13 protein-coding genes and 1 pseudogene are annotated in these 16,147 nt (G+C 59.1%); 4 read left to right on the forward strand and 10 right to left on the reverse strand.

From position 1 onward, the window contains the following. Positions 1–177: 177 nt before the first annotated feature. Positions 178–1,076: pseudogene (locus QMX82_RS01775) on the forward strand (chemotaxis protein CheB). Positions 1,077–1,798: 722 nt separating this feature from the next. Then, positions 1,799–3,667, forward strand: a complete 1,869-nt coding sequence (locus QMX82_RS01780) for a sensor domain-containing diguanylate cyclase (RefSeq protein WP_173150398.1) — start codon at positions 1,799–1,801, stop codon at positions 3,665–3,667. A 455-nt stretch (positions 3,668–4,122) separates the two neighbouring features. Here the strand turns inward: QMX82_RS01780 and QMX82_RS01785 are convergent, their stop codons facing one another. The 5 genes from QMX82_RS01785 to QMX82_RS01805 form a co-directional block, all read right to left on the reverse strand. After that, positions 4,123–4,392: a hypothetical protein gene (locus QMX82_RS01785; protein WP_064309075.1), complete on the reverse strand. Its 270-nt coding sequence runs from the start codon at positions 4,390–4,392 to the stop codon at positions 4,123–4,125. Positions 4,393–4,484: 92 nt separating this feature from the next. Next, positions 4,485–4,853 (reverse strand): response regulator, encoded by a 369-nt coding sequence (locus QMX82_RS01790; RefSeq protein WP_064309076.1) that lies wholly within the window; start codon positions 4,851–4,853, stop codon positions 4,485–4,487. 179 nt (positions 4,854–5,032) lie between these two features. Then, positions 5,033–5,410, reverse strand: a complete 378-nt coding sequence (locus tag QMX82_RS01795) for a response regulator (protein WP_064309077.1) — start codon at positions 5,408–5,410, stop codon at positions 5,033–5,035. Further along, entirely contained in the window at positions 5,407–6,300 is an 894-nt protein-coding gene (locus QMX82_RS01800) for an ATP-binding protein (protein ID WP_064309078.1), read from the reverse strand. The genes QMX82_RS01795 and QMX82_RS01800 overlap by 4 nt, the downstream gene beginning before the upstream one ends. A 15-nt stretch (positions 6,301–6,315) precedes the next feature. Next, complete coding sequence (locus QMX82_RS01805; protein ID WP_331712177.1) at positions 6,316–7,110, reverse strand: PAS domain-containing protein; 795 nt, start codon at positions 7,108–7,110, stop codon at positions 6,316–6,318. A 1,404-nt stretch (positions 7,111–8,514) separates the two neighbouring features. Here QMX82_RS01805 and QMX82_RS01810 point away from each other — a divergent pair. Next, positions 8,515–8,760, forward strand: coding sequence for a hypothetical protein (locus QMX82_RS01810; RefSeq protein WP_143008549.1), 246 nt, complete (start codon positions 8,515–8,517; stop codon positions 8,758–8,760). A gap of 100 nt (positions 8,761–8,860) precedes the next feature. After that, complete coding sequence (locus tag QMX82_RS01815; RefSeq protein WP_143008550.1) at positions 8,861–9,088, forward strand: hypothetical protein; 228 nt, start codon at positions 8,861–8,863, stop codon at positions 9,086–9,088. Positions 9,089–9,531: 443 nt separating this feature from the next. Here QMX82_RS01815 and QMX82_RS01820 read toward each other — a convergent pair whose 3' ends face one another. From QMX82_RS01820 to QMX82_RS01840, 5 genes are all read right to left on the reverse strand, one after another. Then, positions 9,532–12,612 carry an error-prone DNA polymerase gene (locus QMX82_RS01820; RefSeq protein WP_074584917.1) on the reverse strand — a complete coding sequence of 1,027 codons (3,081 nt, stop codon included), beginning with the start codon at positions 12,610–12,612 and terminating at the stop codon, positions 9,532–9,534. Continuing rightward, entirely contained in the window at positions 12,609–14,024 is a 1,416-nt protein-coding gene (locus tag QMX82_RS01825; RefSeq protein ID WP_074584868.1) for a Y-family DNA polymerase, read from the reverse strand. Before QMX82_RS01825 ends, QMX82_RS01820 begins: the two co-directional genes overlap by 4 nt. 12 nt (positions 14,025–14,036) lie before the next feature. After that, the gene (gene imuA, locus QMX82_RS01830; protein WP_064307039.1) at positions 14,037–14,669 is read right to left on the reverse strand and encodes a translesion DNA synthesis-associated protein ImuA; all 633 of its coding nucleotides are present in this window, start codon (positions 14,667–14,669) and stop codon (positions 14,037–14,039) included. Next, positions 14,662–15,114 (reverse strand): hypothetical protein, encoded by a 453-nt coding sequence (locus tag QMX82_RS01835; RefSeq protein ID WP_064307038.1) that lies wholly within the window; start codon positions 15,112–15,114, stop codon positions 14,662–14,664. The genes imuA and QMX82_RS01835 overlap by 8 nt, the downstream gene beginning before the upstream one ends. 675 nt (positions 15,115–15,789) lie before the next feature. Further along, entirely contained in the window at positions 15,790–16,113 is a 324-nt protein-coding gene (locus QMX82_RS01840; protein WP_231893024.1) for a hypothetical protein, read from the reverse strand. Positions 16,114–16,147: the final 34 nt, after the last annotated feature.

Genomic DNA, 16,147 nt, shown 5'->3' on the forward strand with positions numbered 1-16,147 from the left:
GCTAGCCCTCTTGGAATAACTGTTATTACGCTACATTTTATTGCAGTAAGCCCTATTCCACATAAACGCCAGTTGAACGGGTCGTGCTGATAGGCACGTCCACAGGCATCCTGGCTGCGCTAAGCCAAGTGCTTAGGCAGCTGCCAAGCGACCTTTGACGCCGCAGTTTTTACAACCATGGACATTGGCAATCACGTCAGCTCGCTACCGGAAAGTTTGGCATCCTATACACATCTTCCTGTGAGGTTCGCCGAGACCGACCAACCGATAAATAAGAACCACGTGTATGTTGCGTCGCCAGATCACCATCTTTTGCTACAGTCGGGAACGATGCAGCTGGTCCGAAGCGCTAAGGAAAACTACACCTGCCCCGCTATCGATCCAATGTTTCGGTCTGCTGCCATCAGCTACAGACGAGGCGCTGCAGGGGTGATTTGACGGGTGAGCTCGATGACGGCGTGGTTGGATTGCAAGCGATCAAGGCCTATGGTGGGCTCGCATTTGTACAGGATCCTGTGACAGCTGACGCGCCGTCGATGCCCGAGAGTGCGCTTCGTTATGTGACGGTCGATTTCTGCCTGCCCCTGGGCGAGTTGAGTAAGGCCATCGTGCACGCACTCCAGGATAGGCGAGCGGATGATTCCGCACTTAACAAAAGTAGCCTTACTGAGCCATTTGTTACGGAAAACAAGCTGACCTATGACCCAAGTGCAGGAGGCGGCGCCGCGCTCGATGGCATCGGCAAGGTCTCGGGGATGACCTGCCCAGAGTGCGGAGGCACGCTGTTTAAGCTTGGATCCAGTCCGTTGCGTTTCCGGTGTCATACCGGACATGCCTATACCTCTGCTTCCTTGCTCAGTGCGCAGGACGAGTCTATTGAAGAAGCCCTATGGGTAGCGATTCGGGCATTGCACGAAAAACAGCTATTGCTTGAAAACTTTGCGCGAAGCAGCGAGGCGGCCAGACGAAGCCAAGCAGTCGAGGAGTATGAGCTTGCAATGAAAGGGGTCGAGCAGCATAAGGCAGCCTTGCAAGCGTTGATAACGAAGTTGCACTTTCCTTACCAAACCAATTAGTACCTTTCTTAAAGCCGATGTTCGCCCCTCAACCCGCATCTGCGGCGCCTGGATGACTCTTATTTTTGGCTCTAGACCGCAGCCCTTTCTGATACATGACGCGAATCTTCCCCTACCAGGCGGCAGGCTAACTAGCGCGATAGTAGAAGGTGCGCTAGCTCTGCGGGACGTCAAGGATCGGAGTTTCCTCAAGCCTGGAAAGCCCGTGTTGGTAGATAAGATCGATAACGACTAGCAGTCCGTTGGTTTGCTCTACACAGACGCCTTCCACGTCTCGAACCGCCGCGATGTAAGCGCCTGCACGATGAAAATGTAGCTCCAGCTCGCATACGTCTCGGGCGTCCTCCAAATCTGCAATGTAGCGTGCGAGTGACGCGGAGAGCCGGGCTCGTTGACTGGCAGAAATCGGCATCGCTTTCCCCTGGAAGTCAGGCAACCTAGTCGGATAAATACATGAATAGCCTTGGCGCTAGCGACAACGCGTAGTGCTCAGTAAGGCGTCGCAGCCAGCCAGTAATCCATTCACATCCCTCGGACCGCAGGCGGTCGTTACCTCACGCCCGCTGAGGGTCGAGGCGCTAAACGTGCCAGTCGTTGCTGCTTTATAGTATGACTACTCTAAAAATTCACTAGGGAGGTTGTTGGTGACAGACTGCTCCGTCGAATCCACAGGCGTAAATGTCCCCCCAGATGAGTATGAGCGGCTTGCCTTGTTGCGAGCGATGAAGCTGCTGGATACCGATCCGGAACCGGTTTTCGACCGTATCACACGCCTTCTTGCGCATAGCCTTTCGACACCAATCGCGCTGTTCTCACTCGTCGATGAGCATCGGCAATGGTTCAAATCCAGAGTCGGCATGGACCTGATCGAGACCGATCGCGACGTGGCGTTCTGCGCACACGCAATCATCGACTCTGCTCCATTGGTCGTGCCTGATGCCGAGCGCGATGAGCGATTTGCCCTTAGCTCCTTGGTGAGAAATCACCCGCACGTTCGCTTCTATGCGGGCGTACCCATTCGCACGTCAGGCGGGTTGGCCTTAGGTACGCTATGTGCAATGGATTCCAAACCCCGCATACTTACAGAGGCCGAGCTGATAGTCCTGCAGGACCTGGCGAGCTTAGTCACGCGTGAAATTCAACTGCGCGAGACCGTTCTACTTGCAAGATCTGAGCTTGATCGCGCTGATGCGATGCTTACGGCGAGCGACGCGCGCTTTCGTGCAGTCTTCGAGCACGCTTCGGTTGGCATAGGTCTGCTGGCCAAAGATGGCGTTTGGCTGAGTACGAATGACGCGCTGTGCCAGCTGGTGGGGTATAGCCGTGATGAGCTACGCCAGATGACCATGCATCAGCTGACCCATCCGGACGACGTTGCGTCTGAGCCGACAGCAGATCAAGGCGCGTGCTACGCCACGACGTCCAAAGCGGAAAAGCGTTATCTGCATAAAAACGGCGAGTCGATCTGGGTCAGCGAGAGTATCAGCCGAAAAAATACTGCCGCAGGCGAGCTTGAGTACTACATCGTCGTCAGCACTGACATCCAGGCGAACAAAGCGGCAGAGGCGGCGCTAGCAACTGTTCACCATGAGTTAGAGGTGCGGGTGCGGGCCCGTACACAGCAGCTATCGGAAGCTAATAGCGCACTATACGCAGTGATTGAGCGTCAGCAGCGCACGGAGCAGCAGGTGCGCGACCGCGAGGCAGAGCTGGCCTCAGTTATCGAGAACGCCAACGACGCATACATCGGCATGGATCAGGTGGGTCGAGTAACCGCTTGGAACAAGGTGGCGGAAGAGACGTTTAGCTGGGCAGCTAGTGAGGCAATCGGGAACACCTTGCACCAGCTAATCATACCCGCGGAAATGCGAGAAGCGCATCGTCAGGGAATGGCACGCTATCTTTCGACCAGTGAGGCAAGAGTGCTCAACCAGCGCTTGGAGTTGCCAGCGGTACGCAAAGACGGAACAGCGCTGGTAGTGGAGGTTCGGATTCGCGCTCTAAAGATCGGTGAGCACACACAGTTCAGCGCATTTCTACACGATATTTCGGAGCGCAAGGCTTTAGAGGCGCGGCGCGAACATGAGGCCAGGCACGATGCGCTCACCGGCCTGCCAAATCGACGTGCGCTTGACGACCTGCTTCCGTCGGCGTTGACGCGCGCAGACCGCAACCAATCGCCATTGGCGCTGGTATTCATCGATTTGGATGGTTTTAAAAACGTCAATGACACCCTCGGGCACGAGGCGGGGGACGAACTGTTACGCATCATCGCGAACCGTTTGCGCGACGGTACCCGCGCCTGCGACGTTGTCGCACGTTTGGCAGGCGATGAATTTACTGTTGTGCTGGAGGGTGTTCCGCAGGGGCTGGTCGACGCAAGAGCGGTTGCGTCCAAGTTACTAGCGAGCATCGCTGAACCGGTTGCGCTCCATGGAGGTACAGCCAGCGTGCATGCCAGCATAGGGATTGCGCTTTATTCGCCGAAATCCGATAAGAGTTCGACCGAGCTGATACGGGAAGCCGATAGCTGGATGTACACGGCGAAGCGTGCTGGAAAAGGCAGAATTTTCCCGACTACACCCGGGTAGGGTGCAAAGCGAGCGCCAGAGCCATCGGCGCCCCTTGCATCAAACTCCTATCTGGAGGAGCTGCTTGTCGGGCTGGAGACGCTGCGGCGTTGCCAGCGGATGAGCGGCTTCGTTTTATGACAGCTGGCGAGAGTCATAAGGACATCGAATGGGCCTTATCGATGACACGCTACCTATGCTTCTGACAGATGCCTATAGCTCTTCCGCCTTTGCCTAACCTTGCGATTTTCTTCTCACTGACGTCCTACGCTATTGATCTAGAGCGCGCGCACAACTTGCAGACGTTAGACCTGCATCACAAACGGCTTGAGTCCTACCTGATGGCCCTGCGCGATGCCTCAGCGCTGCCAGGTGAGGATTTGCGGAAGCTGAATGAGCTTTTCACCACACTCTATCGCCAGCAGTTCAGCCACTTAGGGGGGGCAGGGCACGCTTTGATGCTAACCCTTCGATGGTCAGTCGTTGCGAAGTGACAACGTGAAAATGGCGCCCGTACGCTCCAGTACCAACTGATCGGTCTGCAGATGGCCAATGGCGATGGTTGTATTGATCAGATAGAGGACTTGCTCCCGCATCTCGCCCATTGCTCGCACCGTATCCAGTATCCCGTTGCGGGAGACGAATAGATATCCGGCGATCAACCGGCTGGTACCGGCAATGCCGGGTTCATGTGGCAAGACGTCGTAGGTGGCGAGAGGGTCGAACTGGAAGGGAAGGGTAGGCATGAAGCTAGACGTGTGGAGACTTCAACGGCTAAAGATAGCGCAGGCGCTACCGGTTCATCTCTTTGATGCGCTGGGCGGTAGCTCCCCGCACATTATCGGAGCACGTCAGCTATCGCGTTTTCCAAGGTCTCACTGAGCCATGGCTTCTGCAGATAGACAACATTGGGCGGTAGATCCTTCTGAATGTCGTAGCCGTAGCCCGTCGTGATGATGATCGGAAGAGAAGGCCAGCGGCTGGTCAGCAGCTGCGCAAGATCGGCACCTGTCAGTTGGCCGGGTACCAAATGGTCGGTGATCAGGAGGTCGGGTTTGCCCGAGTTGAGAATGTCAACCAAGGCGTCATCGGCATTGGGAAAGGCCTTACATTCAGCGCCGCGCTCCCGCAGCACGTCCTCTAAAATCTGGCACAGCAAAGCATCATCTTCTACCACGGCAACGCGGAAGGAGTTCAGGTTGATCAATTAGGATAGGCCTTCAGATAGGAGCGGCCACTCTATCAGGCCTGCCTAGGGTTGTGGATAAGTAGGCAGACAAAAGAGCGATACACAGCGACAAGGCGAAATTTTTCGTTCGCCGTGTATTGGGTTGCAGTGCCCAGCGGGACCCTTAGCTTGGTGTCATTACCTTTAGCAAAGAGAATTTAGAAACAGGCCGGGAGCCGTGCCCTAACCGCATCTTCGATCTGCTGGTAAGACCATGGTTTGCCCAAGAAGCTAGTGTTGGCCGGTAGTTGGTGAGTTTGAGCGCCAGAAAAGCCTGAAGTCAGCAAGACTGGCAGCTCAGGCCAACGCAGAAACACGAGGTGTGCCAGCTGATAGCCGTCTAGGCGGCCCGGCATAAGGATGTCAGAGATAACCATCGTCACCTCCGACGCATGGCTTTCCAGGTACTCGAATCCAGAGTCGGCCCGATCACACTCGGTAACCACCGCGCCCAGATCTGCAAGGATGTCGCAGATCAGCTGGCGAACCAGCGGCTCGTCTTCAACAACGAGGATGTGCGGGTGTGAATAGGTCATTTGGGTACGTGTCTAAAGAGCAGCAGGGGATCATACGTGTTTGAGCCATGCGTTTGGCTTAAGTTGTTACCAATAGACGAAAGGTTATGTATCAAGCACTTGGCGCACCTTGATTGCGAGGTTGCGCAGTGTGAACGGCTTAGGTAGCAAGAACATGCCTCGGTCCAGGCTGCCGTTGTGAACGATGGCGTTGCATAGCCGACCTCGCTATACATCTTGAGATGGCCATAGGACTGGGCGACGAAGCCGTAGACCTGGGACAACCCCCGGCCGGTGCCGCGGCCGACGGGCTTGGTGGTGAAGTAGGGCTCGAATACTCTCATGAGCGTCTCGGCGTCGATACCGGTGCCGGTGTCACTGACGGCTACCATCACGTATTCGCCGGCCGGCACGCCTTCCTCTAGCGCGTAATGATCATCCAGGTAGACGTTGCCGGTCTCCACGGTGATGGCGCCGCCTTCCTCCATGGCATCCCGCGCATTGACGCAGAGATTGACCACGGCCTGTTCGAGGCTACTGATGTCCGCCTGGGTGAAACAGAGGCCGGCATGACGGATGATTTCCAGCTGATAGCTGCCGCCTAGCGTTCGCTGCAGCAATTCTGACAGGCCGCTGACCAGACGGTTGAGGTTAATGACCTCCGGCACGAGCGGCTGCTGGCGGGAGAAGGCGAGCAGACGATGGGTGAGCTCGGCTGCGCGATTGGTACCTTCAAGGGCCAGGTCGGCGTAGCGCTGGATGTTGTGGTCGCCGCGCGCCAGCTTGGCCATCAGCATGTTCAGGCCGCTCATGATGACGGTGAGCATGTTGTTGAAGTCGTGGGCGACCCCGCCCGTGAGCTGGCCGACTGCTTCCATCTTCTGTAGCTGGCGTACCTTGTCTTCCGCCATGCCGCGTTCATGGCGTTAGTTGCTGAGATCCTGATTCGATTGGGCGATGGCTGCGTCCTGGCGGACGTTCACAGCGCGCTGGTCAATCGCGTCTTTCTCAAAAGCCTGGGATTGGAGAAGCATGGCGTCGACGTCGGTGCAGGAGGAAAACCAGCGAATGATCTCGCCCTCGGCGTCGCGGATCGGCAGGGCCCGGCATAGACACCAGTGGTAACTACCGTCGCGGTGACGCATCTGAAAGGTCGCTTCCCAGTCACCTCGACGGGCCAGCGCGTCAGCCCGCTCGCCCGTGACGTGGGCGCGGGTGGCGCCATCGATCAGACGATTCCAGCCGTGGTGGTTGAGTTGCTCAGAGGTCAGCCCAGAAAAGGCTTCCCAGCGCGGGTTGAAGTAAAGGTCATTGCCTTCGAGGTCCGAGATCCAGACCATTTGAGGAATAGTTTCCGCGAGCTGCTGGAACTGCTCGGCCAGTTGTTCGGTTTGGCGGTGCCGCCGGCTTTCGGCTTCTACCCGCTCGGTGAGGTCGCGGATGATCTTGATCACGCCCGCGAACTGGCCATTTTCCCAAATCGGCATCACTACGCCGCTGGCCCAGAACTGTTGGCCATCGGCGCGCAGGTGCCAGCGATCATCGTCCGCGCGGCCCTGACTGATGGCCTGGCCTATCTCACGCTCAGGCACGCCCATTTCACGGTCTTCAACGGTGAAGATGCGGTGCAGGGATTGGCCGAGCGGATCAAACTTGTCTCTAAGGCCAAGAGCCCGGCTACTTCGGTACGGTTGATAACGCCAATGATATATAGGTAAGATTTAGATATTAATATGGTGTTTATCACTAACTAATCGAAAGGCGACCCCATCTTAAATTGGTAAGAATTTCCAATGGGGTTAAGCTGCAGGTGGTCGGTTACTGATAATAGTGACGATTTTTATGTATCAAAGCGCACGATGCGTGCGCCTCGGATACGTAGGTCTGCTAAGCACTCTGGGCTCATCATTCCAACGGCGTATTCCATATCCCGCTGTAGGTCTTTAACGATAGCTGAAAATGCTGTTTTGCAGCGCAGGCTCGCAATGGGTATGACCTTCGTGATGCTGGCCGTCCGGTCGGGATCCGCTACAGTTAGCAGAACTGACTGGTCTGCACTGCGGCATACGGCGTGGCAGGTGTAAGGGATAAGCGCCTTAATTAGGGGGTTTACAACGTCTTGCATTTGGGTCATCCGTAGCGGGAATTCAGAGTGCTCTAACAGAGGCGTAACGGTCTACCAACGTTCGCTTCGATCCGTTGGTTATTTCCATCTAGTGCGCCAGATCACCAAAAATCAAAAAGCAGGACTGAAACCAGAATTATTACGATAGAGCCTACCACTATGCAGAACAGCACGCCCCCAACGAACGCGGTGATTTTCGACATAGGAAATCTCGAAGCGAAGGGCTGGAGTTTAGTTGACAATACGCCCAAAAAATCGTTGCGGCGGAAAATTGCAGCTAAGATCGAGCACAGTGTTCGTGTGCAAATGCTGTGAAGCAATCCGCATTTGTTCACATTGGTCAGTCTTGGCAGACGGGCCCTTGCGTTGCTAATACTGGATATCTGGAGTAGAGCACTAGCGTTTTAGGGGCGCTAAGATTCAATTTGGCCTAAAGCATTAAGCCAAAATTCTCGAAGTATTAGTCAACTTCACCGTAAATCAACTAAAAGGATTAAGTCTTAAGGCTAAACGGAACCTTCATTTTGCCTCTCAGAGCTCCTGGATGTGCTACAGATGCGAGCTTGCCTTTGAAAAGTGGCAGTTGGCGCCTAGGGTTGAGGAATGAGCAATGTGCCAGGCTCTAACGGGACGTGCGATCCCTTTAGACGAAGCTCATTGACCGCATAGAGGATAATTACATTGAGGGTCCCCGCGTCAGCTAACGTTTTTTTGAGATCAAACGGCTGACCTTGGCCGGTACACCAGGGTCAAGCAAAGTCAGCAACAAGCCTTCAGTGCGCCACTCTGCGAAATGCTTTACCGGGGGATCAAGTGCTTCTAGTACGTTGCCTAAGCCCTTCATTGCATCTACCTCAGATCGACAGATTCCCTACGAACCTATCGCTGCTATGAGCCTAGGCTAAGCTATAGTTTTTGGGGGAACGTTCTGATCTATGCCGACAGCCGGCGCGCATTACTGCCTCGCCGCTGAAATTTGCCTCAAAGAGGAGGGGCAAGGATGAACCAGGAAAATCGTCTGCACGGCTTAGATCTTCTCGAGCGCTACGCCAGGCAGCAAGATCACATTGACTGTTTGCTGCGCCAAATTGAAGAGTGTAAAGACCGATTAGAATCTCAAGAGCTTTGGAGTATGCTTAGTTTGTGCCTCACCGAAAATAAGCAAAACCAAATTACCGTATGTAAAGCATTTCGCTTTCTGCTAGAGCTAGAAGATGATGATAATCAAGCGGCAGGAAGCGATTAAAGATTGACGTGTTTTAGGTTGAGCACATTAACATTCGGGAATGCGTATATTTTGTGGTGCTAAAGTTATCTCTTTGTAAGCCAGTCGCGGAGTGGGCAGTATGGCGAAGAGTAAAGATCGATTTGAAGATGCTCCCCCATATTATATGCAATATCTCGCGGTACGTGATGGCGGAGGCGCAAAAATTGCCCATCATGTTGCTGAGGTGCATGGCATTACTATCGAACAGTTGAAGGCTAATTGCCGGAGAGCAGCTGAGGAGTATCGGCTGCATAACGGTGCGCTAATGTCATATGATCAGGCGGTACTCGATTGGGCCGAGAGTTGAATTCTTCTCTTTGAATAAGGATAGGGCTAAGGGTAATTGCGCAATCTTTAGCCTTGCAGCGTCTTCTTGAACGTGAATCAGGCAGGTGCTATCGAGCGTTTGGATCTTCTTCGTGGTTGTCTCCAACGCATTGGCAGGCAACTGCCTCAGGGGACGGTGTCCCCTAAGGGTATGGGTCAGAGTAGGCGCTTAGGAGTGTGCGGACGTATGGTCATCAGGCTTTGTGGGGCAGCCGGCCCTGACGAGGTCTGAGCCTGCATCTTGGCGCTACGTCCTTTTAGTCATCTTTCGCTGCATTGGGCATCGATGCCTTAGCGCGGGCACTAGCACGGCCTTAGCGGTTGGCCTAGACGGCAGGTTGCTTGGTAACTTGGCATCATCAAGAGGCAACCGGATCAGCAAATAAGTAGGTATTCGACTTAAAGATAATTGGGGTTGGCTGATCAGTGAAAATCCCGGCTGCGCGTATCCAGCCCCTGTAACAGCTCGCTGATATCTTCCAGCCTACCCGCCACTACATGCAGTACTCCGTCTCGCGTCTCTATGGTGCCATCTACACGCATCAGCTGAGACGCCACCAACTCCCGCCGTTGGCGCTCCGCCAGGGTTCGCCAAACCACCACGTTGACCATCCCAAACTCGTCCTCCAGCGTTACGAAGGTCACGCCACTGGCGGTGCCGGGGCGCTGCCGACCGACCACCAAGCCGGCGATCCGCGCGGGCTGACCATGGCGCCGCGCCTTCAGGTCCTTCGAGCTCATCAACCGCCGCCCTGACAATGCTGGCCGGAGCAGTGAGATCGGGTGCGGACCCAGGGTGGTACCCAATGATGCATAGTCCGAATAGAGGTCCTCGCCCACGGTCGGCGCGACCAGCTCCTGGATCTCCTCCTCAACCACAGCGCCCTCGGCGAAAAGGGGTAGCTGCGGCTCAATCGCGGCCATTGCCCAGCGCGCCTGGAAGCGATGTCCGGCCAGCCCCTTCAACGCCCCTGCATCCGCCAGGCACTCCCGGGCCTTGGCATCGAGGCCGGCGCGCAGGCATAGATCGGTGACATCGCTGAACGGCCGCTGCCGGCGGGCCTGCTCAACCGCGCGCCCGGCTTTCTCGGCCAAGCCTCGTACCATGCGTAGCCCCATCCGGATGGCCGGCTGTGAGCTACCTGCGACATCCTCAAGGCTGCAATCCCAGTCGCTACAAGTCACGTCTACCGGCAGAGTCTGCAGGCGATGTCGTCGGGCGTCTTGCAGGATCTGGTCGGGACTGTAGAAGCCCATGGGGTAGGAGTTGATCAGCGCCGCGGCAAAGGCCGCCGGCTCATGGCATTTGAGCCAGCAGCTGGCGTAGGTGAGCAGGGCGAAGCTAGCCGCGTGGGACTCGGGAAAGCCGTAGCTGCCGAACCCCTCGATCTGCCGGAAAATATCCGCGGCGTATTCCGCGGTATAGCCGTTGGCGAGCATGCGCGAGGTGAGCTGCTCCCGGTGCGGCTCAAGGCCCCCGTGTCGCTTCCAGGCCGCCATGCTGCGGCGCAGCTGATCGGCTTCGCCCGGGGTGTAGTCGGCGGCAAGGATGGCGAGCTCCATCACCTGCTCCTGGAACAATGGGACACCCAGCGTTCGGCCGAAGACGCGCTCGAGTTCCGGCGGGTAGCTGATCTCCTCCTGGCCGGTCCGCCGGCGCAGGTACGGGTGGACCATGCCACCCTGGATGGGGCCTGGGCGGACGATGGCCACCTCGATCACCAGGTCGTAAAAGGTCTGCGGCTTCAGCCGCGGCAGCATGGCCATCTGCGCGCGTGACTCGATCTGGAACACCCCGAGCGTATCGGCGCGGCTGATCATGGCGTAGGTCGGCTTGTCCTCTTGGGGAACGGTGGCCAGGGTCAGTTCTTCACCCCGATAGCTTTTGACCAGGTCGAAGCACCGGCGCAGGGCGCTGAGCATGCCCAGGGCGAGGATGTCGACCTTGAGCAGGCCCATCGCATCTAGGTCGTCCTTGTCCCACTGGATGACGGTGCGTCCTTCCATGGCAGCGTTCTCCACAGGCACTAGCGTATCCAGGGTCTGATCGGCGATGACGAAACCGCCCGGGTGCTGGGAGAGGTGACGTGGGAACCCGATCAGCTCGCCGGTGAGCACCAGGATCCGATGGAGCAGGGGACTATCAGGGTCGAAGCCCGATTCGCGCAATCGCTCGGGTGGCGGCAGGTTGTCCGTCCAGCGGCCGCAGCAGTCCGCCAGCGCGGTGATCTGGTCCGGAGGTAGGCCTAGGGCCTTGGCCACGTCCCGGACGGCGCCAGCGGCGTGATAGGTGGATACCACCGCGGTGAGCGCGGCGCGCTGCCGGCCGTAGCGGCGGAAAATGTACTGGATGACTTCTTCCCGGCGGTCATGCTCGAAGTCCACATCGATGTCCGGCGGCTCGTCGCGCTCGTGGCTGATGAAGCGCTCGAACAGCAGGTTGATCCGGGTCGGGTCCAGCTCAGTGATGCCCAGGGCGAAACAGACTGCAGAGTTAGCGGCCGAGCCGCGCCCTTGGCAGAGGATCCCCTGCTGCCGTGCGAAGCGGACAATGTCGTGCACGGTCAGAAAGTAACTCTCGTATGCCTTGTCGGCGATCAGCTGAAGCTCCTTCTGGATCTGAGCGCGCAGGCGATCCGACAGTCCCTCCGGCCAACGCCAGGCGCAACCTTCCTCAGTGAGAACCCGCAGCCAGCTGGTGGCCGTATGACCCTCCGGTACCACTTCGCTCGGGTATTGGTAGCGGAGCTCGGCCAGGCTGAAGGTGCAGCGCTCGGCAATGCGGAGGGTCTCCTCCAGCAGCTCTGGCGGGTAGCAGCGCCCCAATGCCTCACGTGTGCGCAGGTGACGCTCCCCATTCGGGAAAAGTAGTTGGCCAGCCTCGGCCACCGGGACGTGATGGCGGATCGCGGTAATCGTGTCCTGCAGGGCCCGCCGCCCGCGGCAGTGCATGTGCACGTCGCCGGTGGCCACCAGCGCTACGCCCAAGGCCACACCCAGCCCCTGCAGCTGCCGCAGCCGCACCTGGTCGTCCTGATCGAAGTGGAGCTCGGCGGCGATCCACAGCCGACCGGGGAACACCTGCAGCAACCAGCGCACCGCCTCCGCCTCCGCCTCCGCGCCCCGCTCCGGTACCCAGAGTGCGACAAGGCCAGCGACCTGGTCGAGGTCCTCGCGCAGTAGCCGGTAGCTGCCTTTGTCTGCGCGCCGGCGGGCGAGGGTGATCAGCCGGCACAGTTGTTGGTAGCCCTGCAGGTCTTGCACCAGCAGCACCAGCTTTGGCCCCTGGGCGACCTGGAACTCAGCGCCCACAATCAAGCGGACGTCGTGCTTCTCCGACGCCTGCCAGGCCCGCACGATGCCGGCGAGAGTGCACTCGTCAGTGATGGCCAGCGCCTCATAGCCCATGGCCTTGGCCCGCTCGAAGAGCTGGTCGACGCTGGAGGCACCGCGCTGGAAGCTGAAGTTCGACAGGCAGTGGAGCTCGGCATAGCCGGGTGTCACGCGAACCACCCCTGCACCCACCAGCCCGGCCCTTCGGCCGGCGACTGGAAGGCCCACGCCGTGCGTCCGTCGCTGAGCTCGAGGACGTAGTAATCCCGCCGGGCATCCTCACCGTCCCACCACCCGCTCTCGATCCGCTCTGGCCCGCTTAGGACCCGTGACTGATCGATATCCAGGGGCTCCGGCGCCGGCAGCAACCAACCTGGTCGCCGATTCGGTCCCAGCGCCTGAAGTGCTAGGGAAGGCGTGTCGCGCCGCCAGGCCCGCTCAGGTCGGTGATCGCCCTGGGCGCCTACCGCATAGACCGCGTCGTCGCCTAAGCGTGAACGCAGCCGCTCGCGCAGCTGCTCCCAGCTCACCGTCTGTTGCGGACGCTCATCGAAGAGGCCGCGGTGCTGAGGGACGAAGGAGGGCAACTCGTCGGCAACCAGGCCAATCGCGAGTACCGGCTCCACCACCTGGGTGGGCTCCAGGCGGCCCCGGGCAAATTCGAACAGCAGCGCAGGATCACGCTCCGGGGCGAGTAAGCCAACCACCACCTCCGTGGTCGGCGCCTCCCTATGCTCCAGGCGCAGGGTGAAGCGCTGGGCGCCCATGTCCCGGCCGGCCAGGTAGGTGGCCAGGTCCGAGGTCAGGCGACGCAGCGGGAACAGCAGGGCCTGGGTCGACTCGACTTCGAAATTGAGCTCGATCCGCAGCCTGAAGGTGGTCGGCGGCAGGAAAAACTCCAGGGGCAGGACCTTGCTGCCCAGCATCTGATCGAGGTGGTTCAGCAGACTCAGTTGAAAGCGCCGGGCGAGCTGCGCCCGAGGCAGCGCCAGCACCTGGCTGAGCTGCCGAAGCCCCATGCGGCTCAAGGCCTGGACGATCTCAGGCTCGAAGCCAAGCAGCGCTACTGGCAGCGTGCGCATGGCGCTGGCCAGGCCGGCGTCTTCCCGCACGTTGAGGCTGTCGCCGGCGTTGGCCAGCACCCGGGCAGCGACCGGGTTGGGCGCCAGGGTGATCCGGTGGCTGAACCCCAGCGCCGTGAGCTCTTGGCGCAGGCGCGCTTCGAATCGGGGCCACGGGCCGAAGAGCGGCAGGCTCGACTGCACCTCAAGCACCAGGGCGTCGTCGAAGTGCAAGCTGACCTGAGAGCTGAACCCATAGGCCCAGGCGGCGAGCAGCTCGTGCTGGCGCCGTAGTGCCCCCTCGTCGTACTCGACCGTCGCAAACTGCGGGCAGATCGCTTGAGCCGCGGTATAGGTCATCTCAGGCCGGAGCCCAAGCGACAAGGCCGCCGGGTTCGCCGCCTTGATGATCCTGCGCTGGATAGGCCCGTGGAGCAGTACCAGGGGTTCGTCCGGATCAGGACAGTTACGCAGCACACCGTCCAATGCGAACTGGGTGAAGTAGATGCAGGCCCATTTCATTGCGGTCGTCCTTCAATGCCACACTCGATGCGCCAGCGCGGCGACAGGGGGATTGCCGCCGCGGCACTTGAGCACTCGCAACTGCTGAGGCGAGCCGTCGAGCACCAGGCGCAGCGCCGCGGGGGATGCATTGACCGCCTCACGCTGGTGGCGGAACGCAAAGGCGAGGGTCTGCCCGGTTTCGGCGGCCACCTGCAGCCGGCGCAACGCGCGATCATCCGCCTTGCTGGGCCAGCAGAGCACCGCGCCGCAACTGCCGGAGCGCAGGCACTGTTCTGCCGCCCACAGCACGTCTTTGCCCTGGACATGGATGACGCTCAGCCGGCCAAGGTCGACGCCGGCCTGTAGCCAGGCGTGTGGGTAGAGCAAGTAGGGAGGGGCGATCAGCACCACGCGTTCGCCGGCGGCGGTCAGGCGCGCCAGCGTCGGCCAGACGAGCGTCAGCTCACCCAGGCCCGGCCGGGCGCTCAGGATTTCGGTCAGGGCAGCATCAGGCCACCCGCCGAGGGGCAGTTGGCCGTCGAGCGCGGAGTGCCCGGTTGGCTGGGTGCTGGCGTCGTCCACATGCGGACTTTGCCCGCGCCACACACGGCGACTGTCGAGCAGAGAGTCGAGCGCCACGACATTGGTGGCCGCGTTATCCATGCTGCACCCCCGTCTGCACCACCTGTGCCGTCGGCGTGCTGCCGCGCTCGGTGAGCAGGAACTGCAGCTGCGCACGCAGTTTGAAGAGGTCTGCATGCAGGACGGAGTTCATCGACTCCAGCCCCAGGATATGACGCTGGGCACGCGAGAGGGGATCGTTGCGGTCGTCCGGAATGAGCCGGTCACCCCGGGGCACGTGGCGTTGATTCTCTTCCTGTACGAACTGGACGTAGCGCAGTCGGTGCCGCTGTACCTCCGCCGTCAGGACGTCCCGCTCAGCGACTAAAATACGATTAGCACGCTGGGATTGCCCCAGGCACTGACGTACCTGATCGAGCTCCTCGGTCAGCAGATCCACGAGGTTGCGGCAGTACGTCAGCTCCGTGGGGCGAAACAGGGACTGCTGCTGTTCGAAGCTGTCCTGCTCATCACCAAGCATGTCCATAGCGGCCCACCTGCTCAATCCCTGAAGCCATGACCTTCTGGTACTCAACAGAGCGATCGGGACAGCGGTGACAGAGACGAGGGATACGGGGAGAAATGGACATGGAATGGCCTCCTTTAGAGTTACTGTATAAATAGACAGTAATCAGGGAGGAACGATCCAGCAAGCTTGACACCGACAGACGGCAGGGAAGACGAAGCGAAAGATTCTTTCGTGCAGGAAGGTGATCGCACGCCGGTGCCTGGTTTCAGCTAACCGGTGTGGCGAGCAATGAGTATGCAGCCAGGTAGCAGCGTCGCGATGGAACTGGCTGCGGTGAGAAGGGCGATCACAGGGTCCGAATCAAACGGCGCAGGGAGGTCAGCAGGCAGCAGTCCATTTCTGGCTGCATGAAGCCATCGGGCACCTTCGCAGACAATGGCAAATGCCACCGCCACGAGGCCAGTGCCCACCGTTGTTTGCGCTACGGACCGTACCGCCATCTGTCTTCCCCCAACTCTGAGAGAGAGAGGATGGCACTCGCGGCTGCTGACTGGATGGTAATTCACACCCGATGCCGGTCGTCGATCGTACAGCCCGGCAGAGTTGAACCTTTAACATGGGCAGGCGCCGGGGTCCCGCTACCGGCAGCAAGCTGCCGGCCCCTTTCCAGTTACCCTCCTGGCGACCACGGTGTCAGCGCATCGAACCGCGTATGAGTGTGAGATGCCGCCTCGCCGAGCTGCGCGCCAGCTTCGTCTCTTGCTCCGCTGCCCACTCATCCTGGATCTGCCGGGCGATGCCCGTGCGGACCGGCAGCAAGACTGGATACTCCGGCTCTTGCTGATCTACCTGTAGGAGGCCGGCCTCGTGCAGGTAGGCGTAGGGCTGCTTGAGAAAGTCTGATAGCGCCACCGCGTTCGGCTGGCCGCAATAGGCTTGAAAGTAGAGGTCGGCCCACATGTCCAGGTCGACACGATCGACGATGACGGGGTGATCCATTTCTGGTGGACGTTTCATAAACCGGTCCTTGCTGTCTGGAAAAGGATCACCG

Source organism: Pseudomonas sp. PS02302 (assembly GCF_029959585.1).
Lineage (GTDB): Bacteria > Pseudomonadota > Gammaproteobacteria > Pseudomonadales > Pseudomonadaceae > Chryseomonas > Chryseomonas aestiva.